General features: G+C 69.7%; 18 protein-coding genes. 3 read left to right on the forward strand and 15 right to left on the reverse strand.

The features are described 5' to 3' along the window. Window positions 1–42: 42 nt before the first annotated feature. The 8 genes from Aple_RS11145 to Aple_RS11180 form a co-directional block, all read right to left on the reverse strand. Complete coding sequence (locus tag Aple_RS11145) at window positions 43–1,092, reverse strand: nitroreductase family protein (RefSeq protein ID WP_155344457.1); 1,050 nt, start codon at window positions 1,090–1,092, stop codon at window positions 43–45. Next, window positions 1,089–3,374 carry a CaiB/BaiF CoA-transferase family protein gene (locus Aple_RS11150; RefSeq protein ID WP_155344458.1) on the reverse strand — a complete coding sequence of 762 codons (2,286 nt, stop codon included), beginning with the start codon at window positions 3,372–3,374 and terminating at the stop codon, window positions 1,089–1,091. Before Aple_RS11150 ends, Aple_RS11145 begins: the two co-directional genes overlap by 4 nt. Window position 3,375: 1 nt before the next feature. After that, window positions 3,376–4,557 carry an acyl-CoA dehydrogenase family protein gene (locus Aple_RS11155; protein ID WP_155344459.1) on the reverse strand — a complete coding sequence of 394 codons (1,182 nt, stop codon included), beginning with the start codon at window positions 4,555–4,557 and terminating at the stop codon, window positions 3,376–3,378. An 84-nt stretch (window positions 4,558–4,641) separates the two neighbouring features. Next, on the reverse strand, window positions 4,642–5,769 hold the full coding sequence (locus Aple_RS11160) for an acetyl-CoA hydrolase/transferase C-terminal domain-containing protein (protein ID WP_155344460.1): 1,128 nt from the start codon (window positions 5,767–5,769) through the stop codon (window positions 4,642–4,644). After that, on the reverse strand, window positions 5,766–6,677 hold the full coding sequence (locus Aple_RS11165; RefSeq protein WP_155344461.1) for a phosphate acyltransferase: 912 nt from the start codon (window positions 6,675–6,677) through the stop codon (window positions 5,766–5,768). The genes Aple_RS11160 and Aple_RS11165 overlap by 4 nt, the downstream gene beginning before the upstream one ends. 6 nt (window positions 6,678–6,683) lie before the next feature. Further along, window positions 6,684–7,451 (reverse strand): enoyl-CoA hydratase/isomerase family protein, encoded by a 768-nt coding sequence (locus Aple_RS11170; RefSeq protein WP_155344462.1) that lies wholly within the window; start codon window positions 7,449–7,451, stop codon window positions 6,684–6,686. Beyond that, window positions 7,444–8,811, reverse strand: a complete 1,368-nt coding sequence (locus Aple_RS11175; RefSeq protein WP_155344463.1) for an acyclic terpene utilization AtuA family protein — start codon at window positions 8,809–8,811, stop codon at window positions 7,444–7,446. The genes Aple_RS11170 and Aple_RS11175 overlap by 8 nt, the downstream gene beginning before the upstream one ends. Continuing rightward, window positions 8,808–9,209 (reverse strand): AtuA-related protein, encoded by a 402-nt coding sequence (locus Aple_RS11180; RefSeq protein ID WP_218038245.1) that lies wholly within the window; start codon window positions 9,207–9,209, stop codon window positions 8,808–8,810. The genes Aple_RS11175 and Aple_RS11180 overlap by 4 nt, the downstream gene beginning before the upstream one ends. 164 nt (window positions 9,210–9,373) lie before the next feature. Here Aple_RS11180 and Aple_RS11185 point away from each other — a divergent pair, with 164 nt between their 5' ends. Next, the gene (locus Aple_RS11185) at window positions 9,374–10,621 is read left to right on the forward strand and encodes a phenylacetate--CoA ligase family protein (RefSeq protein ID WP_155344464.1); all 1,248 of its coding nucleotides are present in this window, start codon (window positions 9,374–9,376) and stop codon (window positions 10,619–10,621) included. 4 nt (window positions 10,622–10,625) lie between these two features. Beyond that, entirely contained in the window at window positions 10,626–12,458 is a 1,833-nt protein-coding gene (locus Aple_RS11190; protein WP_155344465.1) for an AMP-binding protein, read from the forward strand. A gap of 3 nt (window positions 12,459–12,461) precedes the next feature. On the opposite strand, the gene Aple_RS11195 is transcribed toward Aple_RS11190, so the two are convergent. The 7 genes from Aple_RS11195 to Aple_RS11225 form a co-directional block, all read right to left on the reverse strand. After that, a complete protein-coding gene (locus tag Aple_RS11195; protein WP_155344466.1) occupies window positions 12,462–13,076 on the reverse strand; it encodes a hotdog domain-containing protein in 615 nt (204 codons plus the stop codon). After that, the gene (locus tag Aple_RS11200) at window positions 13,073–14,989 is read right to left on the reverse strand and encodes an AMP-dependent synthetase/ligase (protein WP_155344467.1); all 1,917 of its coding nucleotides are present in this window, start codon (window positions 14,987–14,989) and stop codon (window positions 13,073–13,075) included. The genes Aple_RS11195 and Aple_RS11200 overlap by 4 nt, the downstream gene beginning before the upstream one ends. Next, window positions 14,986–15,795: an ABC transporter ATP-binding protein gene (locus tag Aple_RS11205; RefSeq protein ID WP_155344468.1), complete on the reverse strand. Its 810-nt coding sequence runs from the start codon at window positions 15,793–15,795 to the stop codon at window positions 14,986–14,988. Before Aple_RS11205 ends, Aple_RS11200 begins: the two co-directional genes overlap by 4 nt. After that, window positions 15,792–16,898, reverse strand: a complete 1,107-nt coding sequence (locus Aple_RS11210) for an ABC transporter substrate-binding protein (protein WP_170321399.1) — start codon at window positions 16,896–16,898, stop codon at window positions 15,792–15,794. The genes Aple_RS11205 and Aple_RS11210 overlap by 4 nt, the downstream gene beginning before the upstream one ends. A gap of 209 nt (window positions 16,899–17,107) precedes the next feature. Then, window positions 17,108–18,160 carry a branched-chain amino acid ABC transporter permease gene (locus Aple_RS11215; RefSeq protein WP_155344470.1) on the reverse strand — a complete coding sequence of 351 codons (1,053 nt, stop codon included), beginning with the start codon at window positions 18,158–18,160 and terminating at the stop codon, window positions 17,108–17,110. A gap of 1 nt (window position 18,161) precedes the next feature. Then, window positions 18,162–19,043 (reverse strand): branched-chain amino acid ABC transporter permease, encoded by an 882-nt coding sequence (locus tag Aple_RS11220; protein ID WP_155344471.1) that lies wholly within the window; start codon window positions 19,041–19,043, stop codon window positions 18,162–18,164. After that, window positions 19,040–19,876 (reverse strand): ABC transporter ATP-binding protein, encoded by an 837-nt coding sequence (locus tag Aple_RS11225; protein ID WP_155344472.1) that lies wholly within the window; start codon window positions 19,874–19,876, stop codon window positions 19,040–19,042. The genes Aple_RS11220 and Aple_RS11225 overlap by 4 nt, the downstream gene beginning before the upstream one ends. A gap of 368 nt (window positions 19,877–20,244) precedes the next feature. On the opposite strand from Aple_RS11225, the gene Aple_RS11230 reads away from it, so the two are divergent. Continuing rightward, on the forward strand, window positions 20,245–21,186 hold the full coding sequence (locus tag Aple_RS11230; protein WP_155344473.1) for an aldo/keto reductase: 942 nt from the start codon (window positions 20,245–20,247) through the stop codon (window positions 21,184–21,186). The last annotated feature ends 48 nt before the right edge of the window (window positions 21,187–21,234 follow it).

The raw sequence follows: 21,234 nt of genomic DNA on the forward strand, positions 1-21,234 counted from the left end.
GCCTGCCGAAGGGCCGGAGGGAGGAGGCGGCTCAGGTCCGGGTCACCACCGGTTCAGGTGAAGGACGTCGTCGAGTGGCTGCCGTGGCCCGGGGCGGAAATCGGTGCCGAGGGTGTAGGCGACCGGAACGAGGGCGGCCTGCGTGTAGTCGGCGTACGGGATCTCGAGGATGTCGGCGACCTCCTGCTCGTAGCGCAGGTGCATCGTCGTCCACGACGTGCCGAGGCCGCGTTCGCGGGCCGCGAGCATGAAGCTCCACACGGCGGGAATGATCCCGCCCCAGTAGTTCGCCTGCCGGTGCGCGGAGGTCAGCTGGTCGGCGCGGCCCGCGGCGACCGGGACGAGCAGGCACGGGACGCGGTGCAGGTGCTGCGCGAGGTAGGCCGCCGAGCCGAACACCTTCCCCTGTGCCGCGTGCCGCTCGGCGTCGTCGGCGAACAGCCGCCCGGAGTTGAGCGGACTGGCCTCGTAGTCGGCGAACGCCTTGCGGTACACCTCCGCGACCCGCGCGCGGCGCTGTTCGTCCCGCACCACCACGAAGTGCCAGGACTGCTTGTTGCTGCCGCTCGGCGCCTGCAGGGCGACTTCGAGGCACTCCCGGATGACCCCGAGCTCGACGGGGCGATCGAAGTCCAGGCGCTTGCGAACCGCGCGGGTCGTCGTCAGGACCTCGTCGACCCCCAGCCCCAGCTTGTCCATGTCTCCTCCTCGTCCGTCGTCGTCGCCGGTCGCCCGGTAGCTGATGCGTCTGCTGGCGAACACCCACTCCCCTTCTGGACCGAGCACGACGCGGTCGTCGTACTCCCCGCACGCCAGGACAGCGGCGTGCTCGTCCAGGACGGCGAAGGTGGCACGTCCCCGGATGACGCCGCCGTCTTCCCGGTCGAAGAGCGTGTTGCAGGTCAGATGGGTGCGCCCGGCATGCCACCGGGACCGGATCCGGTCCATGATCGCGTCCTTGCCCCGCGCCGAGTAGACGCCGTCGACTTCGTACGTCGCGTCGGCCGCGAAGCAGCGGGCCACGAGGTCGAAGTCCGCGCCGTCGAGGCCCAGCGCGTAGCGGGCGTAGAGATCCTGGAGCGCCTCGATCATGACGCGCCCCCGACGATCCCGGCGGCCCGCAGGCCGGCGACATCGTTCGCGGACATCCCCAGCACGCCGGTCAGCACCGCGTCGGTGTCGGCGCCGAGCAGGGGCGCCGGTCGCTCGACCCGGAGCCGCTGGCCGTCCTGTCGCCACTCGATGCCGAACAGCGGCTGCTCCCCCAGCCAGCGGTGGCTGACCAGGTCGAAGACGTCCCGGCCGCCCGCCCGCATCGACTCGTACGTCGCCACGGGGGCCACCGGAATCCGCAGGACCGCGAGCTCGGCCACGACGCGTCCCGGCGGTAAGGCGGCGAGCATGCGCTCCAGCGTGGCTTCGAGTTCGTCCTGCGCGGATCCGCACCAGCTCGTCAGGCGGGCGCGCTCGTCGTCGTTGCGGCACGCGAGCGCCACCCAGCCGTCGTCGCCGGCGCACCGGTAGACGCCGTGCGGCCACCAGGTCGCGTGTCCGTTGGCCGGCGGAAGCACGCGGCCCTCCACCTGGGCGCGGTGCACCGGGACCTGGAGGATGCTGAGCAGGGCCTCGACCTGCGAGACGTCGATCCACGCGCCGCGCCCCTCGCGCAGGGACCGGCGGAGCGCGGCCAGCACGACCGCCAGACCGTGGGCGGCGCCGTTCGGGTCCCCCAGCGCGGGATTGAAGGTGCCGATCAACCGGTCCGGTCCGTACCCGATCAGCGAGTCCAGGCCCGCCAGGCCCGACATCACCACGGCGTAGCCCCGGATCCCGCTGAGCGGCCCGGTCTGGCCGAGCATCGACAGCGACACCATGACCAGCGCCGGATGGTCCTTGGACAGCCCGGCGTAGTCGAGACCGCGTCGCGCCAGGACACCGGGCCGCATGTTCTCCACGACCACGTCGCACTCGGCGGCCAGCCGGCGGACGAGTGCCGCCCCCTCCTCGGTGGTGATGTCGATCTCGACCGAACGTTTGCCGCGGTTCATCTGGTTGTGGTACGGCGTGACCTCGAGTTCGGGCCCGGCGAGCGGCTCGCCGTCACGGTAGGCGCGTCCACGCATCCGGGAGGGGTCCGGGCGGGCGCGGCTCTCCACTTTGATCACCTCGGCGCCGAGGTCGGCCAGCGACGCGGTGACCATGGGCCCGGACCACACCCAGGCGAGGTCGAGCACCCGCAGGCCGGCCAGGGGCCGGTCATCGGCGGCGGGCGTCAGGCGTGGCACGCGGGCGGGCCGCTCGGTCGCCGCCGGATCCGTGACCCGGTAGGGGCTGCCTGGAATGAGCGATCCCGACGGTCCCTTGACGAAGAATGCGCGGTGCAGGAGTTGTTCCTCGCGCATCGCCTCGGGAACGGTCAACACGGGAGCGACCGGGAAGCCGTGCCGGCGTCCGGCCTCGAAAACCTCCGCGCGGGACAGCGACCGGCACCATTCGGTCACGATCGGATCGAGCTCGTCGGCATGGTGGCGTGCCACGACTCGCGCGTCGCGGTAGCGCTCGTCGGCCAGCCACTCGGGGCGATCCAGGGCGGCGACCAGGCCGTGCCATTCGACTTGCGTCCTGCACATCACGGACACCCAGCCGTCCTCGCATTGGAACATGGCGGCGGGGTAGGACCCGCCTGACATGGTCGCGCGGGCGCCGTCCCGGTGCCAGGGCCGCTCGTACGCCACGAAGTTCGAGCTGATCTGCCCGACGTAGTTGGATATCACGTCGCTGACCGCGACCGACCAGCGCTGCCCCGGCCGCTGGACCGAGGTCAGCAGCGCCAGGGCGGCGGTGGCCGCGGCCTCGGTCCCCGCGAGGTAGTCGGGTATGTCGAAGGGCAGCGTGAGCGGGCGGTCGCCGGGATCGCCGATCGCCCACGACATGGCCCCTTCCGCGCAGGCGGTGAGGCTGGTGCCCGCCGGCCGCGCGTCATCCCCGTGGGCGGGGATCTCGACCACGTGCGTGTTCGGCGGCAGCTCGGCGAGGAGCGCCTCGACGGCGGCGCGGGCCGTTCCGCCGGTCGCGTCGTCCTTCGTGCAGTCGGAGATCACCACGTCGCAGGAGCCGATCGCGAGCGCCGCGTCCCGGAGCCGGATCGTGGTCTTGTGCTCGTCCATGGACGACCGGACGGCGGCGAGCTCGTCCGGGCGGCAGTCGAACGCGGTAGGCAGGTCGACGCGGGTGACCTCGGCGCCGAGAAGCGCCAGCAGCCGCCCGGCGTAGGCGCCCGCCGCCCGGCTCGACAGTTCGAGCACCCGGCAGCCGGCGAGGAAGTCCGCCCGGGGGCTGACCCCCGGCCAGTCGGTGTCCGCCGCCTCGGGCATCTCAGTAGCTCCTCGGCAGGCCGAGCGAACGCTCGGCGATGAAGTTCAGGATCATCTGGTTGTTCACCGGCGCGATCCGCTGCAGCCTGGACTCGATCCAGTGCCGGCCGATGTGGTACTCCCGCGCGAAGGAGTAACCGCCGAAGACCTGCATGGAGCTGTCGGTGGCCGCGAACGCCGCCTCGGTCGCGAGGTACTTCGCGGAGTTCGCCAGCGTCCCGACTCCGGCCTGGTCTCCCGACTCGTACTCCTCCACCGCGCGGTAGACGACCTGGCCCGCGGCGAGCAGGCCCAGGTAGCTCGCGGCCAGCGGGTGCTGGACCGCCTGGTTCATGCCGATCGGCCGGTCGAACACGACACGCTCCGCGGCGTATTTCGACGCCGCCCGGAGGGCCCAGCGACCGACTCCCAGCGCCTCCGCGGACAGATACAGCCGCTCCCCGTTGAGGCTGTGCAGCAGATGGTAGAAACCGCGGCCCACCTCGCCGAGGACCTCAGAATCGGGGATGAAATGCTCGCGGAAGAAGACCTCCGCCGACGCCACGGCGTTCCGGCCGATCTTGGGGATCGGGCGGATGTCGATGGTCGGCGCGTTCAGATCGGTCAGGAACAGCGTCAGCCCGGTGGCTCGTTTCCGGTCGGAGTCGGGCGGGGACGTGCGGGCCAGGAGCAGGATCTTGTCACCGCGCAGCGCGCCGGAGTTCCACACCTTGGTGCCGGAGACGAGGTAGCCGCCGTCGGCCGGGACCGCGCGCGTGCTGATGCTCGCCGTGTCGGTGCCCGCGTCAGGCTCGGTCACGCCGAAGGTGACGAACAGCTCGCCGGCGGCGATCCGCGGCAGGTACGCCTGCTTCTGCTCGTCCGATCCGAAGGCGAGCAGGGCCGGGATGCACAGCAGCGGGATGTGCACCGACGAGCACGCGTTGATCGCGCCACCGCCGGCAGCCAGTTCCTCCAGGACGGCCACCTGGTCGGAGAGGGTCCCGCCACCGCCGCCGTACTCCTCGGGAATGGTGATGCCGAGCAGCCCGGCCTTCGCGAACTCCCGGAAGAACTCCTCGGGGAACCGCTTCTCCTCGTCGCACGACGCCCAGTAGTCCTCGTCGAACTTGGCGCAGATCGACTGGACCAGTCGCCGCAGGTCGGGCTTGGTGCTCTGGTGCGGGAACGGCTGGAAGTCCATCTGCACTCCTTGGCGACATAGTGACTGGACGGTCTCGACGGTAGTGATGGGATGAGCAGGTTGTCAACACTAACGTTGACAGCCTCAGAAGATCCGTTCCAGGTCGGCCCGCCAGCGCCGCGTCGACGCCCCCTTCACGGCCGCTCCGTTCTCCGTGACGACGGCCCCGACGTGCCGCGTCTCGACGGTCACCGTTTCCAGGGAGTCCACCAGGGCGGACTTCCCGGAACGGCTGGTCGAGGGGAGGGCGATCACGCACAGCCCACCGGGGCTGGCCGCGGCGCCCGCCGCGAGGTCGGGGGCGCCGCCGAGGCCGGAGACCAGCCGTCCGGCGACGCGCTCGGCGTTGGCGTTGCCCGCACCGTCGACGTTGAGGGCCCCCAGCACGGTGACCAGCCGCTCCCGGCCGGACAGCCAGCCCGGGTCGTGCACCAGGGTGGACGGCAGCAGCCGTACCCGGGGATCCGTCGCCGCCCAGTCGATCACCTCGGGACCGCCGATGACCGACATGCCGATCACCTCGGCGGCGGCGTCGAGCGCCCCGGCCTCGGCGAGCATGCGCGCGCCGTCCGCGAGGGCTCCCGACACGAGTCTCAGCCCCTTCATGTCACGGCACTCCTCGGCGAGCGCGTCGGGCACCTTGCCCACCCCGAGGGAGAGCGTGCACCGCGGCGGGAGCAGGCTCGCGACGTGTGCGGCGATCCGGCGGCTGATCGGATCGGGCGCCGCGGACAGTCCCCGGAATCCCGGGGCGGGTGGAGCCGGGATCACCGCATCGGGCGGCCGGACCGTAGCCGCTCCGGGCACGGACGGGAGATCGGCCATCTCTTCGAGGACTATCGTCCTGGCCATTTCGCCCGCGAGCTGGAGGTAGCCGTTGACGACGCCCAGCGAGCGCGCCCCCGAAGCCGCGGGCCCGCCGCCGACGGCAATCAACGCGTCGAGCCGGAGGCGTCCGCTGGTCAGTGATCCGCAGATCTGGGAGTAGGAGTAGCGCTCGTACGTCAGATCGGGCACGTCACGCAGTCCACGGCCGGGCATGAACGTGCCGATCTCCACGTACGGGCCGGCCAGCCCGGCGGGCAGCGGAGTGCGCCGGACCCCGAACAGGAGCCGCACCGGATCCGCGGCGGACGGAGGCCACAGGTCCAGGTACCGGCGAAGCCCCGCCGACGGCTCGAAGAGCCCCTCGGCGCACAGCACCGTTCTCACGGATCGGCGTCCGGCGCGGAACCGAGATAGGACGCGAGCAGCAGGCTGTGCACGCGGGTCTGGAGGGAATCGCCACGGCTCGGCAGGGAGATGGGCGCCCTGGCGCCCAGCACGACGCCCATGGCGCGCCCGGTCGCGCCGATGATCGCCTTGCTGGTCATGTTCGCGGCGTCGATGTCCGGCGCCAGCAGGATGTCCGCCCGGCCGGGCACGGCGCCCGCGAGCGACTTGCTGCGGGCCGCCTCCACGGAGAGTGCCGCGTCGATGGAGAGCGGCCCGTCGACGATGACGTCGCCGAGCTGTCCCCGGTGCGCCATCACCGTCAGGAGGGCGGCGTCCACACTGCTCAGCAGGCCGGGCTTGACGAGTTCGACCGCGCTGAGCACGGCCAGCCGGGGCCGGCTGACGCCCAGGGCGCGCAGCGCCTCGGCCGAGTTGCGGATGATGTCGGCCTTGGTGGCGAGATCCGGCGCGATGTTGACGCCCGAGTCGGCGAAGGCGATGGTCCGGCCCGCGTACGCCGGGGCCTCGATGATGTAGAGGTGGCTCGCGACCCGGCCGGTGCCGAGCCGGTCGCGTCCCAGCAGCCCCTTGAGCAGATCCGCGGACGCGATCGAGCCCTTGACGACGTAGTCGGCGTCACCCGCGGCCACCCGGGCCGCGGCCTCCGCCGCGGCCGCGGCGGAGGAGCCGGCGTGGACGACCTCCACCCGGCCGAGGTCCAGCGTGGACGCGCGGAGCCGGTCCTCGACCCTGGCCTTGTCACCGACGAGCACAGGCGCGACATCCGCCCAGTCCCCCACCGCGGCGAGGGCCTCCAGGACGTCGGGGACGTAGGGCTCCACGACGACCGGCCGGCCCACCGGCCGGGCTCCGATCCGCTTGAGCAGGGCGGAGTAGTTCTGCACGGCCGCCTACCTCCGGGCCCGCTGGACGAACGCGTTCACGCCGTCGTGGAACGCGGGAGAGGAGAACAGGAGCGAGCGCAGGATCGAGCCTGACTCCAGGCCGACGCGGTAGTCATCCGCCCCGCCCGCCCGCACCGCCATCTTTCCGATGTGCAGCACCTGCGCCGGCACCCCGGCGAGGCGGTCGACGTACGCCGACAGGAAGGAGTCGAACTCCGGCTCGTCGACGACCTCGGCCACCAGCCCGAGCTCGCGGGCCCGGGTCGCGCCGACCTTCTCGCCCGAGACGGCGAGGGCCATCGTGTTGCGGGCGCCGATGGCGCGGACGAGCGCGGGCGCGATCACCATCGGGAAGGCGCCCAGCCGGATCTCGGGACAGGCGAACGTCGCCGTGCCGGCGGCGATCACGATGTCACAGGCCGCCGCCAGCCCGCAGCCACCGCCGTACGCGCCGCCCTCGACGGCCGCGATCGTCACTCCCGGCAGGTCGTCGAGATCGAGGAAGAGCCGCCGGAAGGACGTCGTGGCCTCGAACTGCTCCGAGGCGTCGGTCGTGAGGGACGCGTGGAACTGCCGGAGGTCGCCGCCGGCGCTGAACGTCCGGCCGGCGCCGCGGATCACGACGGCGGCGGCCGCCCTGGCCTCCGGCGACCGCAGCGCGGCCGACAGCCGCTCGATCATCGGGTCGCTCAGCGGGTTCTTCCGCTCCGGTTCGTTCAGCCAGACGATGTGGACCTCGCCACGCTGCTCGGTCCGGACCAGCGGCTCACTCATGGACGACCTTCGTGACCCGCACGCCCGGCTCGACGAGCTCCCGGGGGATCAGCACGCTCCACTCCCGCAGCACCTGGCTCACCACCGAGCCGCCGCGCAGCCCTCCCACGAAGGGGTAGCTGTTGATGGCGAGCGGCGGCAGCAGTTTGGTGAAGGCCTGCGCCGCGGCCCGATCGCCGGTGTGGATCGCGACGCGCATGACGACCTCGTTGAGGTCGGCCGCCGGGGTCGTGGCGAGACCACCGTGCAGGGAGTTGACGCCGACGAACTCGACATGGGTCTCGCGGACCGGAATCTGTTCGATGGCGACCTGCTTGAGCAGGATGTCGGCGGCGCGCTCGGCCTTGTCCAGCGCGTACGGGAAGGCGAAGGGCAGCGACACCGAAGCCAGATATCCGTCGGCGAGGCCGGCGATCATCTTGAGCGTGGCCGGGGCCGGACGGCCGCGGACCCCCGTGACCTCTACCTGGTCGGGTCCGATGTCCACGAGGTCGACGCCGGAGAAGTCGGCCGTCACGTCCGGGGTCAGGTACGTGGCGGGGTCGTGGATCTCGTAGAACAGCTGCTCCTGCAGGGTGGCGCGGCTCACCCGGCCGCCGGTCGTCGGCGCCTTCCCGATGACGATCCGGTCGGGGCCGACTTCCGCGATCGGGTAGCCGATGTCCTCGAGGTTCGGCACGTTCCACCAGTCGCCGCTGAAGTTGCCGCCGGACGCCTGGCCGCAGCACTCCAGCAGATGGCCGACCACGATGCCGCGGGCCATCGACTCCGGGTCGCCGGGGTCGACGACGCCGCGGGCGATCAGCGGGGCCAGGTAGAGCGAGGTATCGGTGACCCGTCCGGTGATGACGAAGTCGCTGGGCTCCGCCAGGGCTTCCACCAGCGGCGCGGCGCCGAGATAGGCGTTGGCGAACAACGGCTTGCCCGGCAGGTCGCGGTAACGCTGTCCCGTGTCGCGGTCGGAGAGGTCGACGCCCGCGGCGTCCCACTCGTCGAGCTTGGACAGCACGTCGTCGCCGCTGACGGCGTTGACGGCCACGTCCGCGAAGCCGGCCGCCGCGCAGGCGCCGACCAGGGCACGGGCGGCGGCCAGGGGGTTGAGGCCGCCGCCGTTGCTCAGCAGGGTGGTGCCCGTTTTCCTGGCGAGTGGCAGCAGGGAGGCGAACATCGGCGGCAGGTCGCGCGCGAAGCCGGCGTCGGCATCCCGGGCCCGGTCCTTCGCGAGGATCGCCAGCGTCAGCTCGGCGAGGGCGTCGAAGGCCATATAGTCGACGGCGGCCGACTCGAGGGTCCGTCGGGCGGGCCGCCAGGCGTCACCGTAGAAGGCCTGGCCGGCGGCCAGTCGCAGCGAGTTCGTCATGCCACGTCCTTCTTCGGGGGGCCTGCGAACAGCGGGCTGGACTCCGCGAGACCGGCCGGAACGTTCCGCACCGCCATGCGGAGCAGCGCCGAGGCCATCGACTTGCCGAGATTGTCGCTGCGCAGGCTGCTGGAGCCCCCGCCACCCAGTGCGGCATGGCAGACGAACTTGTACGCGAAGAGGTTCGGGATCACGTAGCGGTCGACCGAGCCGAGCACCAGCGGAGCGAGGAACGCCCGCACCGCGTCCGCGCTCAGCTGCTCGTCGCACAGCCGGAAGAGTTCGGCGTTCGGAAAGAAGACCGTGATGTCTGACGTGTCGTTCTTGTCGCCCGACCGCGCCTGCGCGAGCCGATAAAGGGGCACGTCGACGCTTCCGCGTCCTGTGGCCATCGTCATGTCGCAAGACGGTATTGCCGCCAACCCACTGCTGTCAACACTTAAGTTGACCACGCTTTCAACACTAACGTTGACGTTGACAGAAGCGCAGCTCGCTGGCAGCCTGTCGCCCAAAGGGACCGAAGCGGCGTCGGACGCACGGTCATGACGGTGGAGAGATCCCGTTGAACCACACGAAGAACTTCCTGACAGCGAACTTTCTGACAGCGAACTTTCTGACAGCGAACTTCCTGAGGGCAGGGTCACTGGAGGCAGCCGTCGCCAGTGCCAGGTTCGCGCAGGCGCTCCCGGCGTACGCCGACGAGTTCGGTCAGCTCGACATCTCCCCGGAATCCTGGACCGACGTGCCGCTGCTGACCAAGGAGCAGCTGATCGAGGGCGTCACGGACGCGGCGCCGTATGGCCGGCGGCTGGGCGCCGACCTCGCGGACATCGCCTGGGTGTTCGTCGCGCCCGGACCCATCTTCATGCCGTTCACGGCCTCCGACATCGACGCCCTCGCCGAACGGTTCGCCGGAACCTTCAGGTCGTGCGGCTTCACCTCCTCCGACGTCGTGGACCAGACGACGCTCTACAACTGGGTCATCGCCGGCACGATCCTCGGCAAGGCGCTCGAGAAGGTGGGCGCGACGGCGGTGCCCGGCGGGTCCGGCGACACCCAGCGGCACATCGAGGTGATCGAGGGGCTGGGCGTCACCGCCATCCTGGCGTTCCCCACGTTCCTGGTGCACCTGCTCGACACGGCCGCGGCGCAGGGGCGCACGCTTCCGCTGAAGCGGGCGATCGTGATGGGAGAGCTCCACGACCCGCGCGAGAAGGACCGCATCCAGCGCGAGTACGGGGTCTCGGTCCGGGAGTTCTACGGCACCGCGGACGTCGGACCCGTCGCCGCCGAGTGCGGCGTCGAGCCCGGCATGCACCTGCGCGAGGACGTCTTCGTGGAGTTCGTGAACCCGCGGACCGGCGAGCCGGTCACCGGCGCCTCCGCGAGCGAGCCGGCGGAGCTCGTGGTCACCGACCCCGTGCGCCGGGCGATGCCGATCGTCCGGCTGCGGACCGGCGATCTCGTCGACAGCGTGACGGCCGAGCCCTGCGCGTGCGGCACGGCGACCCCGCGCATCGGCCGCATCGTGGGACGGGTCGGGGACATCACCAAGGTCAAGGGCATGTTCGTGGTGCCGGGCTCGGTGAAGAGCGTGCTGCTGCGCCACCGCCTGGTCACCAAGTACCAGCTCGTGGTCTCGCGGGACGCGGGTCGCGACACCCTCGTGCTGCGCGTCGAGGGCAGCAGGCCCGGCGGCTGGGATCGGATCCTGGACGAGGTCTCCCACACGCTGCGCGTCCGCTGCGAGTCGGAGTTCGTGGAACGCATCGAGGGCGACGCGATCCTGCTCGACCAGCGGACCACGTGAAGTGATGTCGACGATGCTCACGTCCGACCCGGACGTCGTTCTCTCGCGGTTCCAGACCGCGGACGGCGAGGTCCTGGAGACCGTGCCGCAACTGGTCCGCCGCAATGCCGCCGAGACGCCGGACCGCACGGCCTTCCGGACGATGGGCGAAGGCGGCGAGTGGATCGGCCAGCCCTGGCGCGAGGTCTACCGCGCCGTGGCCGAGTTCGCCGCCGGCCTCATCGACCTGGAGCGCGAGCATGGACAGGCGCGGCCCGGTCAGGTGGGCTTCGTGATCGGCTCCAACGCGCCGGAGTTCTTCGTGGCGGAATACGCCCTCCAGGCCAGCGGCGTCACCGCGTTCCCGCTCTTCGAGCGGATGACCGCGGAGGAGATGCGGACCACCCTGGCGTCCTACCCCGCCTCCGTGGCGTTCTCGGGATCCGGCGCGGCGACCGCCTGCCTGCTCGACGAACTGGACATCCGTTGTGTCGTCCAGTGGGGAACCGACCCGGTTCCCGGGGATCCGCGGGTGCTGACCCTCGCCGAGCTGCGCACGCGCGGCGCCGCCTCGCTTCGGCGTGACCCGGACGCCGTCGACCGCCGGATCGACTCCGGATCGCTCGACGACATCGCCTGCATCATCCTCACGTCGGGGACGACCGGGGCGTCGAAGGGGGTGCTGGGTTCGTACCGGTACATGCTCGACGTCGCCGCCAGGTATGCCCACACCTACGGCGCCAAGTCCCACGACCGCTACCTCAGTTTCCTGCCGCCGGCGTTCTCGGTCGAGCAGTACAACGGCCTGACCCTGGCGGCGGCCCTGCCGCTGGACGTGGCCTTCGCCTCCTCCCCCGCGGCGACCGCCGAGGAGTTCGTGTCGTCCCGGTCGAGCATGAAATTCCTCGGTCCGCGCCAGTGGGAGGAGCTGCGCGCGACCTTGCCGTCCGAGCTGCTTCACGACCCCGCCGCGATCGAGGCCCGGCAGGCGGAGATCCGGGCTCGGCTCGGCATCGAGCACGTCACCGGTTGTATCAGCGCGGGCGGCTCCCTGAGCGCCGAGGTGTTCGACTTCTTCCGCCGGCTCGGACTCCGCATCCGCAACCTGTACGGCTTCGCCGAGGTCGGCATCATCACCACCACCCGCGACTGCGATCCGCCGGAGAGCGTCGGGATTCCGCTGCCCACCGCGTACGGCGCCGAGCCGATCGAGGTCCGCCTGGAGGGCGGCGAGGTGCAGACCAGAGGCGGTGTCAGGTGCGCCGACTACTGGGGCGAGACGCATCAGCTCGCGCTGACCGCCGACGGCTGGCTGCGCAGCGGTGACGCCGGGGTGATCGACGAGGGCGTGCTCACAGTGCTGGACCGCCTGGCCAACATCCAGCGGCTGCCGGACGGACGCACGTTCGCTCCGCAGCCCATCGAGATCAACGCCATGCGGAGTCCCTTCATCGCCAACTTCCTGGTCATCGGCGGGCACGGCGACGACTCCCGCGTCGCGGCGCTCGTGCAGCTGAACGAGTCGGCGGTGCGCCGCCACCTGTCCGCGGCGGCGCTTCCCGAGGGCTTCGAGGCGTTGGCCGGATCGGCCGCCGTCACCCGGTTGATGGTGGAGGAAGTCCGCAAGCTGAACGCGGAGCAGCCGCCCTCGCAGCGCATCGACCTCATCGGCCTGCTGCCGAAGCCGCTGAGCCTTGACGACGGTGAGCTCACCCCGAGCATGAAGCTGCGGCGTGCGGCGGTGCTGCGACGGTACGAACCCCTGGTGGACATGATGTTCGCCGGGACGGACGCCCAGGTGTCCTTCACCGTGAGCGACCGGACATACACGAGCGGCATCGCTCAGGTTCAGTCCTGAGAATCACGGTTGCCCTGGCCGGAGCGTCACGAAGAGCCCTTCGCCGTCCGCGAGCACCTGGGCGTCCTGGCACAGCCGGACGGCCAGGTACCGCTTGCGCCCCTCCTGGCGCATGACGGTGGCGACGACGCGCAGCGGGGTGTGCAACGGAGTGATGCTGCGGTAGTTGACGTGCAGGTAGGCGGTGCGCGCGCGCTCGTGGCGGTTGGTGTTCGCGAGCCGCCCGAGCACCTCGTCGAACAGCAGCGGGATGGCCCCGCCGTGCGCGGCCCCGTTCCCCCCGAGATGGGCGGCGGTGAACACCACCGAACCGGTGATGCGCTCGGCCGTCCATTCGTCGATGACGAGCGGGACCAGGAGCGGGTGCCCACGGCCCGGCAGGTCGTACCGGTTGCCGGCGTGCGGCGGCCCCGGGCGGCCGCCCTCGATCTCAAGGGCGGCCGACGCCGCTCTGAGCCGCTCCGTCACCTCACGCAGCCCCGGCTCGTCGAGGGACGTCGCGGCCACCAGGTCGTGGAGCCGCCTGAACTCGGCCAGCAGGCGCGCGTAAGCGTCACCGCCTGGCCGCTGCGGCAGCGACGTCACCCACGGGTCGAAGAGAAACGGCTCGCTGGTCATGCGACCGTGTCGGGTACGTCGTCGACCAGGGCGCTCATCACGAGCTCCCGGGTGCGTCCGTCCTGGTAGCGGATCACGGTGTTCATCGAGACACGGCCGGGCCGCTCCGCGTACAAACCCTCGATCAGCTCGGCGAAATGGTCCTCGACGACCGCTCGGCGTACCTTCATGCTGCGCGTCAGCTCGCCCTCGTCGGCGTCCAGCGGCTTCTGCAGGTTGGCGAACCTCTTGATGCGGCTCTCCGGCGGCACGGTTTTGTTGATCTTGGCTAGCTCGGCCGCGATGAGCTTCTCGACGACGTCAGGGGTCTGGGAGAGCTCGTAGAAGGTGCCGAAGGAAAGGCTCCGGTCCTCGGCCCAGCGCGACACGGACTCGTAGTCGATCTCCACGAGAGCCGCGGGATACGGCCGGCGTTCGTCTCCGAGCACGACGATCTCCCGGATGTAGGGGCTGAGGCGCGCCCGGACCTCGAGGGCCTGCGGCGCGAACCTCGCACCCGTCGAGAGCACGCGGATGTTCTCGAGCCTGTCGAGAACGCGCAGCGTGCCGTCCTCCCATACGCCCGCGTCGCCGCTGCGGAGCCAGCCGTCCTCGGTCCTGCGGTCTTCCAGCGAGACCTGGTCTCCCCAGTACCCGTCGGACTCGACGCCGCCGCGCACCTGGATCTCGCCGTCGACGACCCGGACCTCGATGGGCTCGGACGCGTACGGCGAGTCGAGAACGGTGCCGGCGGTGCCGAACTGCTCGGCTTTCAGCGCGCCCGTGATGATGCCGACCTCGGTGAAGCCGTACACGTTCCGGATCGGCACGCCGAGGCCGTAGAAATATTCGTACACCTCCGGGCTCAGCGCGCCTCCGGCGTTGACCGCGGCCCTGACCTTGGCCAGGCCGAGGCGGTCGCGGAGCGGCCGCTGGACCAGGACCTTGGCGGCCAGCGCCCGGCCCCGGATCCCCCGGCCGCCTCGATTCAGCGCGGCCCGGGTGAGCGTGGCGGTCCCCCAGTGGTAGACGCGCCGGACGAACCGGTTCGCGTCGTGAATCCGGGACTCCGAGCTCGAGAGCATCTCCTCCCACTGCCTGGGTGCGAGGTAGAGGAACTCGGCGCCGAGCTCGCGGATGTCGCTGTTCACCGTCTCCGGTTCCTCCGGAAAGTTGATCGTCATGGGGAGAGCCGCGCCGAGCGTCACCCCGACGTACTGCTCGACGGGCGACGCGGGCGACACGTAGCTGAGGTAGTTGGCGAACGGGGTCGCCTGCATCACCTGCGCGTAGCGATGAGCGACGTCGAACAGATACTTGTACGACCCCTTGACGCCTTTGGCGTTGCCGGACGTGCCCGAGGTGTAGATGACGACGCCGATGTCGGAGTGGCTGCCCCGGTCGACCCGGACGTCGACGAGGTCCGGCTCGCGTGCCAGCGCCTCGCGTCCGAGCTCCCGCAGCTGCTCGACCCCTGTTAGCCGGGCGTCCTCGTACAGGTACATGCCACGGTCATCCCAGTAGACGACCAGCTCAAGCCCGATCTCCTCGGAGATCGCGAGAAGCTTGTCGCACTGCTCCTGGTCTTCCGCGAACGCCACCGTGCAGCCGAGCGCGCCGAGCGCGGAGGAAAGCTCGTCGGGCAGCATGTCCGGAAAGAAGCAGACGGTCGTGCAGCCCAGTGCCTGCGCGGCGTACTCGCAGAAGTACAGGTCGGGCTCGTTGTCGCCGATGATGGCCACCGGGGCGTCAAGGGCGACGCCCCGTTCGAGGAGGCCCGCCGCCAGCTGCTCGGTGATCCGCCACGCGTCGGCCCACGTGGTGGACTCCCAGATGCCCAGACGTTTTCTCCGCATCGCGACGGTGTCGCCATGGAGACTCGCGTTCCGTCGCACCAGCATCGGGATGGTCTGGATGGAACTGTCGAGACTCATCCGACCCACCGCTTCCTGCGCTTGTAGTGCTTGACGTCCCGGAAACTCTTCCGGGTCCCGTCGCTGCCGAGCCCGAGATAGAACTCCTGGAGGTCCTTGTTGCCGAGCAGCGCGGCCCGGTCGCCGCTGAGCACGACGCGCCCGGTCTCCAGGACGTAGCCGCGGTGCGCGATCCGCAAGGCCGCGCGGGCGTTCTGCTCGACGAGGAGCACGGCGACTCCCTGGCTCGCGTTGATCTTCGTGATCGCGGCGAAGATCTCGTGCTCGATGCTCGGCGCGAGACCGAGGGAGGGCTCGTCCAGCATGAGGAGCTTCGGCCGGCCCATGAGCGCCCGGCCCAGCACCAGCATCTGCTGCTGCCCGCCGGAGAGATATCCCGCCGTCCGCTTGCGGAACTGCTGCAGCACCGGGAAGAGACCATAGACGTACTGCATGTCGTCGTGTGCCTCGGTCCTGCTGCTGCGGGCTCCGACGGACGCCACCATCAGGTTCTGCTCCACCGTGAGGTGGGACAGCACTCTGCGGCCTTCGAGAACCTGGATGACTCCACGCCGGACGACCTCCACCGGGTCGGCGTTCGTCATGTCATCGCCTTCGATGACCAGGCTGCCTTCGGTGACGGCCCCCTCCTCCGCGTCGAGGAGACCGGAGACCGCCTTCAGCGTGGTCGATTTCCCGGCGCCGTTGCTCCCCAGCAGAGCCACGATCTCGCCCGGCTCGACGGTGAGCGAAAGATTCTTGAGGACCAGGATGCTGCCCTGGTATCGCACCTCGACGTTGTTGAGCGCGAGGACCGGCTGGGTCATGGGAGTTTGACCAGCGGGATGTCGTTGGTGACCGGCACGACCTTGCCGCCCTCGTACCGGTAGAGGAACGCGGTCGTGGCGCCGATCCGCCGGTCGGCGGGGTCGAACCTGATCTCTCCCTGCAGTCCCATCCCGTCGAACGTGCCCGCGTTGAGCTCGGCGAGGACCTCCGCGTTCCCGATCTTCCCGTTGTGCTTCTCGGCGGCCCGCCCGATGGCCTTGACCAGGGTCATCGTCCCGGAGAAGTTGAGCAGGTTCGGAGTGCTCCATTCGAGGTCCTTGTACTTGCCCGAGTCCATGGCCTTCTTGAAGATCTGGTACGCCTCCGACTGCTCGTTCGCGTAGTTCAACGTCGTCACCTCCCACACTCCCTCGAGCACGTCGGGCGAGACGCCGAGCTGCGTCATGTAGGAGAGGCCCTCATGCTGGGAGAGCATGACCTTCGTCATGTCGAATTTCCGCTGCTTGAGCCCGTCCAGGAGGAGCGGCTGCAGCACGTCCGTGGTGCCGAGGACGACCAGATCCGGTTCGGAGCCGACGACGCGTTCGATGTTGACGCCGACGTCGTTGGCGGTGACCGGAATGAACTCCTTGAGGACGACCTCCGCGTTGGTCCCCGCGAGCGTCTCGACCGCGCTCTTCACGAAGTCCTGGCCGGACGCGCCGTCGAAACTCACCAGCGCCACGCGCATCGGGCCGGAGCCCTTCCAGGTCCCGAGCTTCTCCCGGATGCCCGTGGACCAGGCGGAGCCGATGTCTCCGACCGGGCTGAACACGTTGCCCTCACCCTTGTTGAACGAGTACGGCGGTCCCGCGTTGACGGCGGGGATTCCCGACGACAACAGTCTCTGGCCGAGGCCCTGCAAGGTCGGCGCTCCCGAGAACAGGATGCCGATCCCCTTCTCCTCGCCGAGCACCTTCGGCGCGAGCTGGGCCGCCTTCGCCTGGTCGTAGCCGTCGTCGTACGTCTTCTGCTCCAGCTTGACGCCGAGCTTCTTGCCCTGGTCCTCGTTGAACCAGTCGATGACGACCTGGCGGGTGGCCTCGACCGCCGGTCCGCGAGCCGCGAAAGGCCCGGAGAAGTCGGTGAGGCTAGTGATCACATAGGTACTGGGACCGCTGCCGGCTGCGGAAGAGCCGGCATCCGAGCCAGAATCCGAGCCGCCGCAGGCGCTGACGGTCACGGCGAGAAGGGCAGCCGAAAACAGCACGGCAAATTTTGATGTGCGCATTTGATGCTCCTACGGAATGCATTTCTTGGAGGGAGCTTGTGAGGGTTGCTGGAAAACCCTTGTCAGGAAAGGGATGCCTGTTATTGCGGGAACGGCCACAGGTGCGCTTTCCGCTCGAGCGTCCGGTATATGTGGGCCAAGCCCCTGGGCTGCTTGATGATGACAAGGATGACCAGGAGGCCGACCGTGACGCTGACCAACGGATAGACGATGTCGCCCTTCCCGAGGATTCCGAGTTCGGCGATCTGCGGAGCCACGTTGTTGAGGAGCTCCTCGATGAACAAGATCAGGAATGTGCCGAGCACGGCGCCGAGAGTGGAACCCATTCCGCCGATGATCAGCATGCCGATGAACCACAGGGAGTGATTCACCTGGTACTGCTCGAAATGCGCCAGCCCGCTCTGGTAGGCGAGCAGTCCCCCGGCGATTCCCGCGTAGAAGGACGACAGCCCGAAGGCCTTGATCTTGGTTCTGGCGACGTTGACCCCGAGGACCGCCGCGGCGTTGTCGTCCTCTCGGACCGCGATGAAGTCGCGGCCGATCTTGCCGGCGTTGATGAAGATCGCGGCGGCCACCATCACGACCACGAACGGCAGCACCAGGTAGTACATGTTCGTCGTGTCGAAGAAATCGATCCCTCCGAACGTGGGGAGCGGAACGGAGAGCCCGTTGACTCCGCCGAACCAGTCCGCGGGAAGCCGTACCACGGTGAAAACGAAGACGTACTGCGCGGCCAGCGTGGTGAGGGCGAGGTAGAAGCCCCGGATCCGCGCCGCCGGTCCGCCGAACAGCGCCCCGACGATCGTGGCGCAGACCGCTCCGAGCAGGATCGGCAACGGGAACGGGAAGCCCCGGATGGCGAAGAACGCCGTGGCGTAGGCGCCGACGCCCATGAAGGCGGCCTGGCCGATGCTCACCTGGCCGGCGCTGCCCATGAGCATCTGCAGACCGACCACCGCCACCACCGTGATGCCCGCCACGGTCGCGAAGCGGGTCCACGTCGGGGAGAGCGCCAGGGGCAAAACCAGAAGGACGATGGCGCCGAAGACGAGGGCGAGCTTCTGGCCGCGGGTGCGCAACAGCCGGATGTCCTCGATGTACGACGTCGCGAAGTATCCACTAGGGCGCCACATATCAGAGCCTCTCCACTCGTTTCCAGCCGAACAGTCCCTGCGGCCGGATCAGCAACAGGACCAACATGAGCGCGAATGGGAAGATCAGGGACGCTCCGCCCTCGGTGTAGGGGTCGAACCAGCGCGCGGCGGCCGCCTGCCCGACACCGACGATCAAGGCGGCGATCGCGACCCCGCCGATGCTCTCCAGGCCCGCCAGGAGAACCACGGGAAGCGCCACGAACGCGACCGAGGAGATCTCGGGTGTGACCGTGCGGCCGCTGGCGTACAGCAGGGTCACGAAACCGGACAGCGCTCCGGCGATGACCCAGGAGATCGCCATGCTGAGCTTGACGTTGATGCCCAGCGACCGCGCCACCTGGTGGCTCTCGGCGACCGCGGTCATGCCGAGCCCGACCTTGGTGCGGTTGAACAGCAGGAACAACGCCCAGACCAGCAGTGCGATCGCGAGCACCCCGATGAGCGCGGACTGCTTGACGAAGACGCCCGCCACCTCGAACGAGGCGGTGCCGAGCAAGGGCGGGAACTTCTGCGGCGCGAGGCCGAACACCACCGTCGACGCGCCCTGGATGACCAGGAGCAGCCCGAGCGTGGCCATGAACGAGGAGAGTTCCGGCTGGCCGACGAGGCGCCGCAGGACCAGCCGTTCGACCACGATGCCCAGCACGCCCATCAGCACGATGCCCGCCCCCATGGCGAGCCATGGGCTGAGACCCCAGGAGACGAAGGTCAGGGTCATGAACGTGGAGAGAACGATCATCTCGCCCTGGGCGATGTTGAAGACGCGGCCGGAACGGTAGACCACGTTGAAGGCGACCGCGACGGCGGTGAAGACGGCGGCGGCGAACACCCCGTCGACCAGGGTCTGGAAGATGGCCGTCATGACGTGCCCACCACCGTTCTGCGCGTCGGTTCTTCCGGCGAGGGTTCCTCGTCCTCGGCGGACCCGCCCAGGTAGGCGGCGATGACCTCGGGTCTGGCCAGGACCTGCTGGGGCGCCCCCTCCGCGATCTTCTTGCCCCAGTCGAGGACCAGCGCCCGATCGCAGATGTCGGTGACCACGCCCATGTCGTGCTCGACCATGACCACGGTGACCCCGCGCTCCGCCCGCACGTCGAGGACGAGGCGGGCGATGTCCTCGCGTTCCTCCAGCGTCATGCCCGCGAGCGGCTCGTCCAGCAGCAGGAGCTTCGGCTGCAGGCACAGCGCTCGCGCGAGGTCGACCCGCTTGCGGACGCCGTACCCCAGGCTCTCCACCGGGGCGTGACGGTACTCCTGCAGGCCCACGAAGTCGATGACCTCTTCCACGACCTGGCGATGGCGAGCCTCTTCGCGAATCCCCAGCGGCCGGAACGCCGCGCGGAAGATGCCTGACTTCATGTGCACGCCGCGTGCCGTCATGAGGTTCATCAGCACCGACATGCCCGCGAACAGGTGCATGTTCTGGAAGGTCCGGCCGATGCCCTTCTTCGCCATCGTGTGCGGCGGTCTCCCGACCACCGACACCCCGGCGACCACGACGGAACCCTCCTGCGGCCGGTAGAAGCCGTTCAGGACGTTCAACATCGAGCTCTTCCCGCCGCCGTTCGGCCCGACGATCGCGTAAACCTCGTGCGGCAGCACGGAGAAGGAAACGGAGTCCAGGGCGGTCACCCCGCCGAAGCGCAGGGTCACGCCCGCGACTTCCAGAATCGGTTCCTTGGGTGGGGGGGTCATCGGGTTGCTCCTAGGGGCAGGACTTCCGCATTCGGCCTGGTAGCAGGCGAAGCGGGGTGTTCCGTTACAAACGTGTAATAACTGTGCTAAGCCGGTCACGACACGGTAATCAGGGTCGTAGTGGCCTGTCAACGGTTTCGTTTACGCGATTCGCCGGTGGACTATTGACCCTTAATTCGCGGGGTTAGGCACCCCTCCGCGATCTTCGGGCGCCCGGTTGGCCATCCCGCCTTTTCTCGCATCACGATCAAATTCGGCGAAACTCGGACGGGGCTATCAACACCATAGTTGACAACGTTGCGTGCCATCGCACACGATGTGGCCCACGACATCCGCCGGGGCACTACACGAGGAGTTGGCCGAGTCTCATGCGCGTGATCGGAACGGACCGGCTCCCCGGGATCGGCCTCGGCTGCATGGGGCTCTCGTGGGCCTACGCGGACGGGATCGACACCACCGAGGCGGACAAGCACGCGCTGCTCGACCACGCGCTGGACCGCGGCATCCGGCTGCTCGACACGTCCGACTTCTACGGTCCGCACACCAACGAGCGGCTGCTCGGCCAGGTGCTGCGCCGCCGCCGTACGGAGGCCTTCATCAGCACCAAGGGCGGTCTCGTCCCGGCCGGGGACACGTTCATGGGCTTCGACGGGCGGCCGGAGCACCTGCGCGCCGCGTGCGACGCCTCGCTACGCCGGCTGGGCGTGGACCACATCGACCTCTACCAGCTCCACCGGGTCGACCCGGCCGTCCCCCTCGAAGACAGCTGGGGCGCGCTGGCCGAGCTGGTCGCCGCCGGAAAGGCCCGCCACATCGGCCTGTGCGAGGTCGACGCCGACCAGCTCGAGGCCGCGCACCGCATCCACCCCGTCGCCACGGTGCAGAGCGAGCTGTCGGTGTGGGAGAAGGGCGCGCTCGACGCCGTACTGCCGTGGTGCCGCGAGCACGGCACCGCCTTCATCGCGTTCTCGCCGCTCGGCCGCGGCTACCTGGCCGGGACGATCACCACCGGCACCACCTTCACCGCCGGGGACTTCCGGGCGAGCCACCCGCGCTTCACCGTCGAGGCACGCACGGAGAACCAGCGCATCGTGGACACGGTGACGGAGGTCGCGCGGCGGCACGGCGCCACGCCGGCCCAGGTCGCGATCGCCTGGCTGCTGGCCGTGGACGACCGCGTCATCCCCATCCCGGGGACCACGAAGCGGCACCGCCTGGACGAGAACCTCGGCGCGCTCGAACTCCACCTCGACGCCGACGACATGACGCGGCTGTCGTCGCTCGCCCCGCCCGTCCAAGCCCGCTACTGACCCGCCCGCTACTGACCCGTACCCCGGCGTGGCGCCGGCTCACGAAGG

The sequence above is a fragment of the Acrocarpospora pleiomorpha genome (genome assembly GCF_009687885.1).
GTDB classification, from domain to species: domain Bacteria; phylum Actinomycetota; class Actinomycetes; order Streptosporangiales; family Streptosporangiaceae; genus Acrocarpospora; species Acrocarpospora pleiomorpha.

Excerpts from the sequence above, each read along its gene's own strand:
- Aple_RS11150 (WP_155344458.1), bottom strand. The coding sequence starts at position 3,374 with ATGCCCGAGGCGGCGGACACCGACTGGCCGGGGGTCAGCCCCCGGGCG.
- Aple_RS11145 (WP_155344457.1), bottom strand. The coding sequence starts at position 1,092 with ATGATCGAGGCGCTCCAGGATCTCTACGCCCGCTACGCGCTGGGCCTC.
- Aple_RS11220 (WP_155344471.1), bottom strand. The coding sequence starts at position 19,043 with ATGACGGCCATCTTCCAGACCCTGGTCGACGGGGTGTTCGCCGCCGCC.
- Aple_RS11205 (WP_155344468.1), bottom strand. The coding sequence starts at position 15,795 with ATGACCCAGCCGGTCCTCGCGCTCAACAACGTCGAGGTGCGATACCAG.
- Aple_RS11170 (WP_155344462.1), bottom strand. The coding sequence starts at position 7,451 with ATGAGTGAGCCGCTGGTCCGGACCGAGCAGCGTGGCGAGGTCCACATC.
- Aple_RS11200 (WP_155344467.1), bottom strand. The coding sequence starts at position 14,989 with ATGAGTCTCGACAGTTCCATCCAGACCATCCCGATGCTGGTGCGACGG.
- Aple_RS11225 (WP_155344472.1), bottom strand. The coding sequence starts at position 19,876 with ATGACCCCCCCACCCAAGGAACCGATTCTGGAAGTCGCGGGCGTGACC.
- Aple_RS11175 (WP_155344463.1), bottom strand. The coding sequence starts at position 8,811 with ATGACGAACTCGCTGCGACTGGCCGCCGGCCAGGCCTTCTACGGTGAC.
- Aple_RS11215 (WP_155344470.1), bottom strand. The coding sequence starts at position 18,160 with ATGTGGCGCCCTAGTGGATACTTCGCGACGTCGTACATCGAGGACATC.
- Aple_RS11155 (WP_155344459.1), bottom strand. The coding sequence starts at position 4,557 with ATGGACTTCCAGCCGTTCCCGCACCAGAGCACCAAGCCCGACCTGCGG.
- Aple_RS11230 (WP_155344473.1), top strand. The coding sequence starts at position 20,245 with ATGCGCGTGATCGGAACGGACCGGCTCCCCGGGATCGGCCTCGGCTGC.
- Aple_RS11180 (WP_218038245.1), bottom strand. The coding sequence starts at position 9,209 with ATGACGATGGCCACAGGACGCGGAAGCGTCGACGTGCCCCTTTATCGG.
- Aple_RS11195 (WP_155344466.1), bottom strand. The coding sequence starts at position 13,076 with ATGACCAGCGAGCCGTTTCTCTTCGACCCGTGGGTGACGTCGCTGCCG.
- Aple_RS11190 (WP_155344465.1), top strand. The coding sequence starts at position 10,626 with ATGTCGACGATGCTCACGTCCGACCCGGACGTCGTTCTCTCGCGGTTC.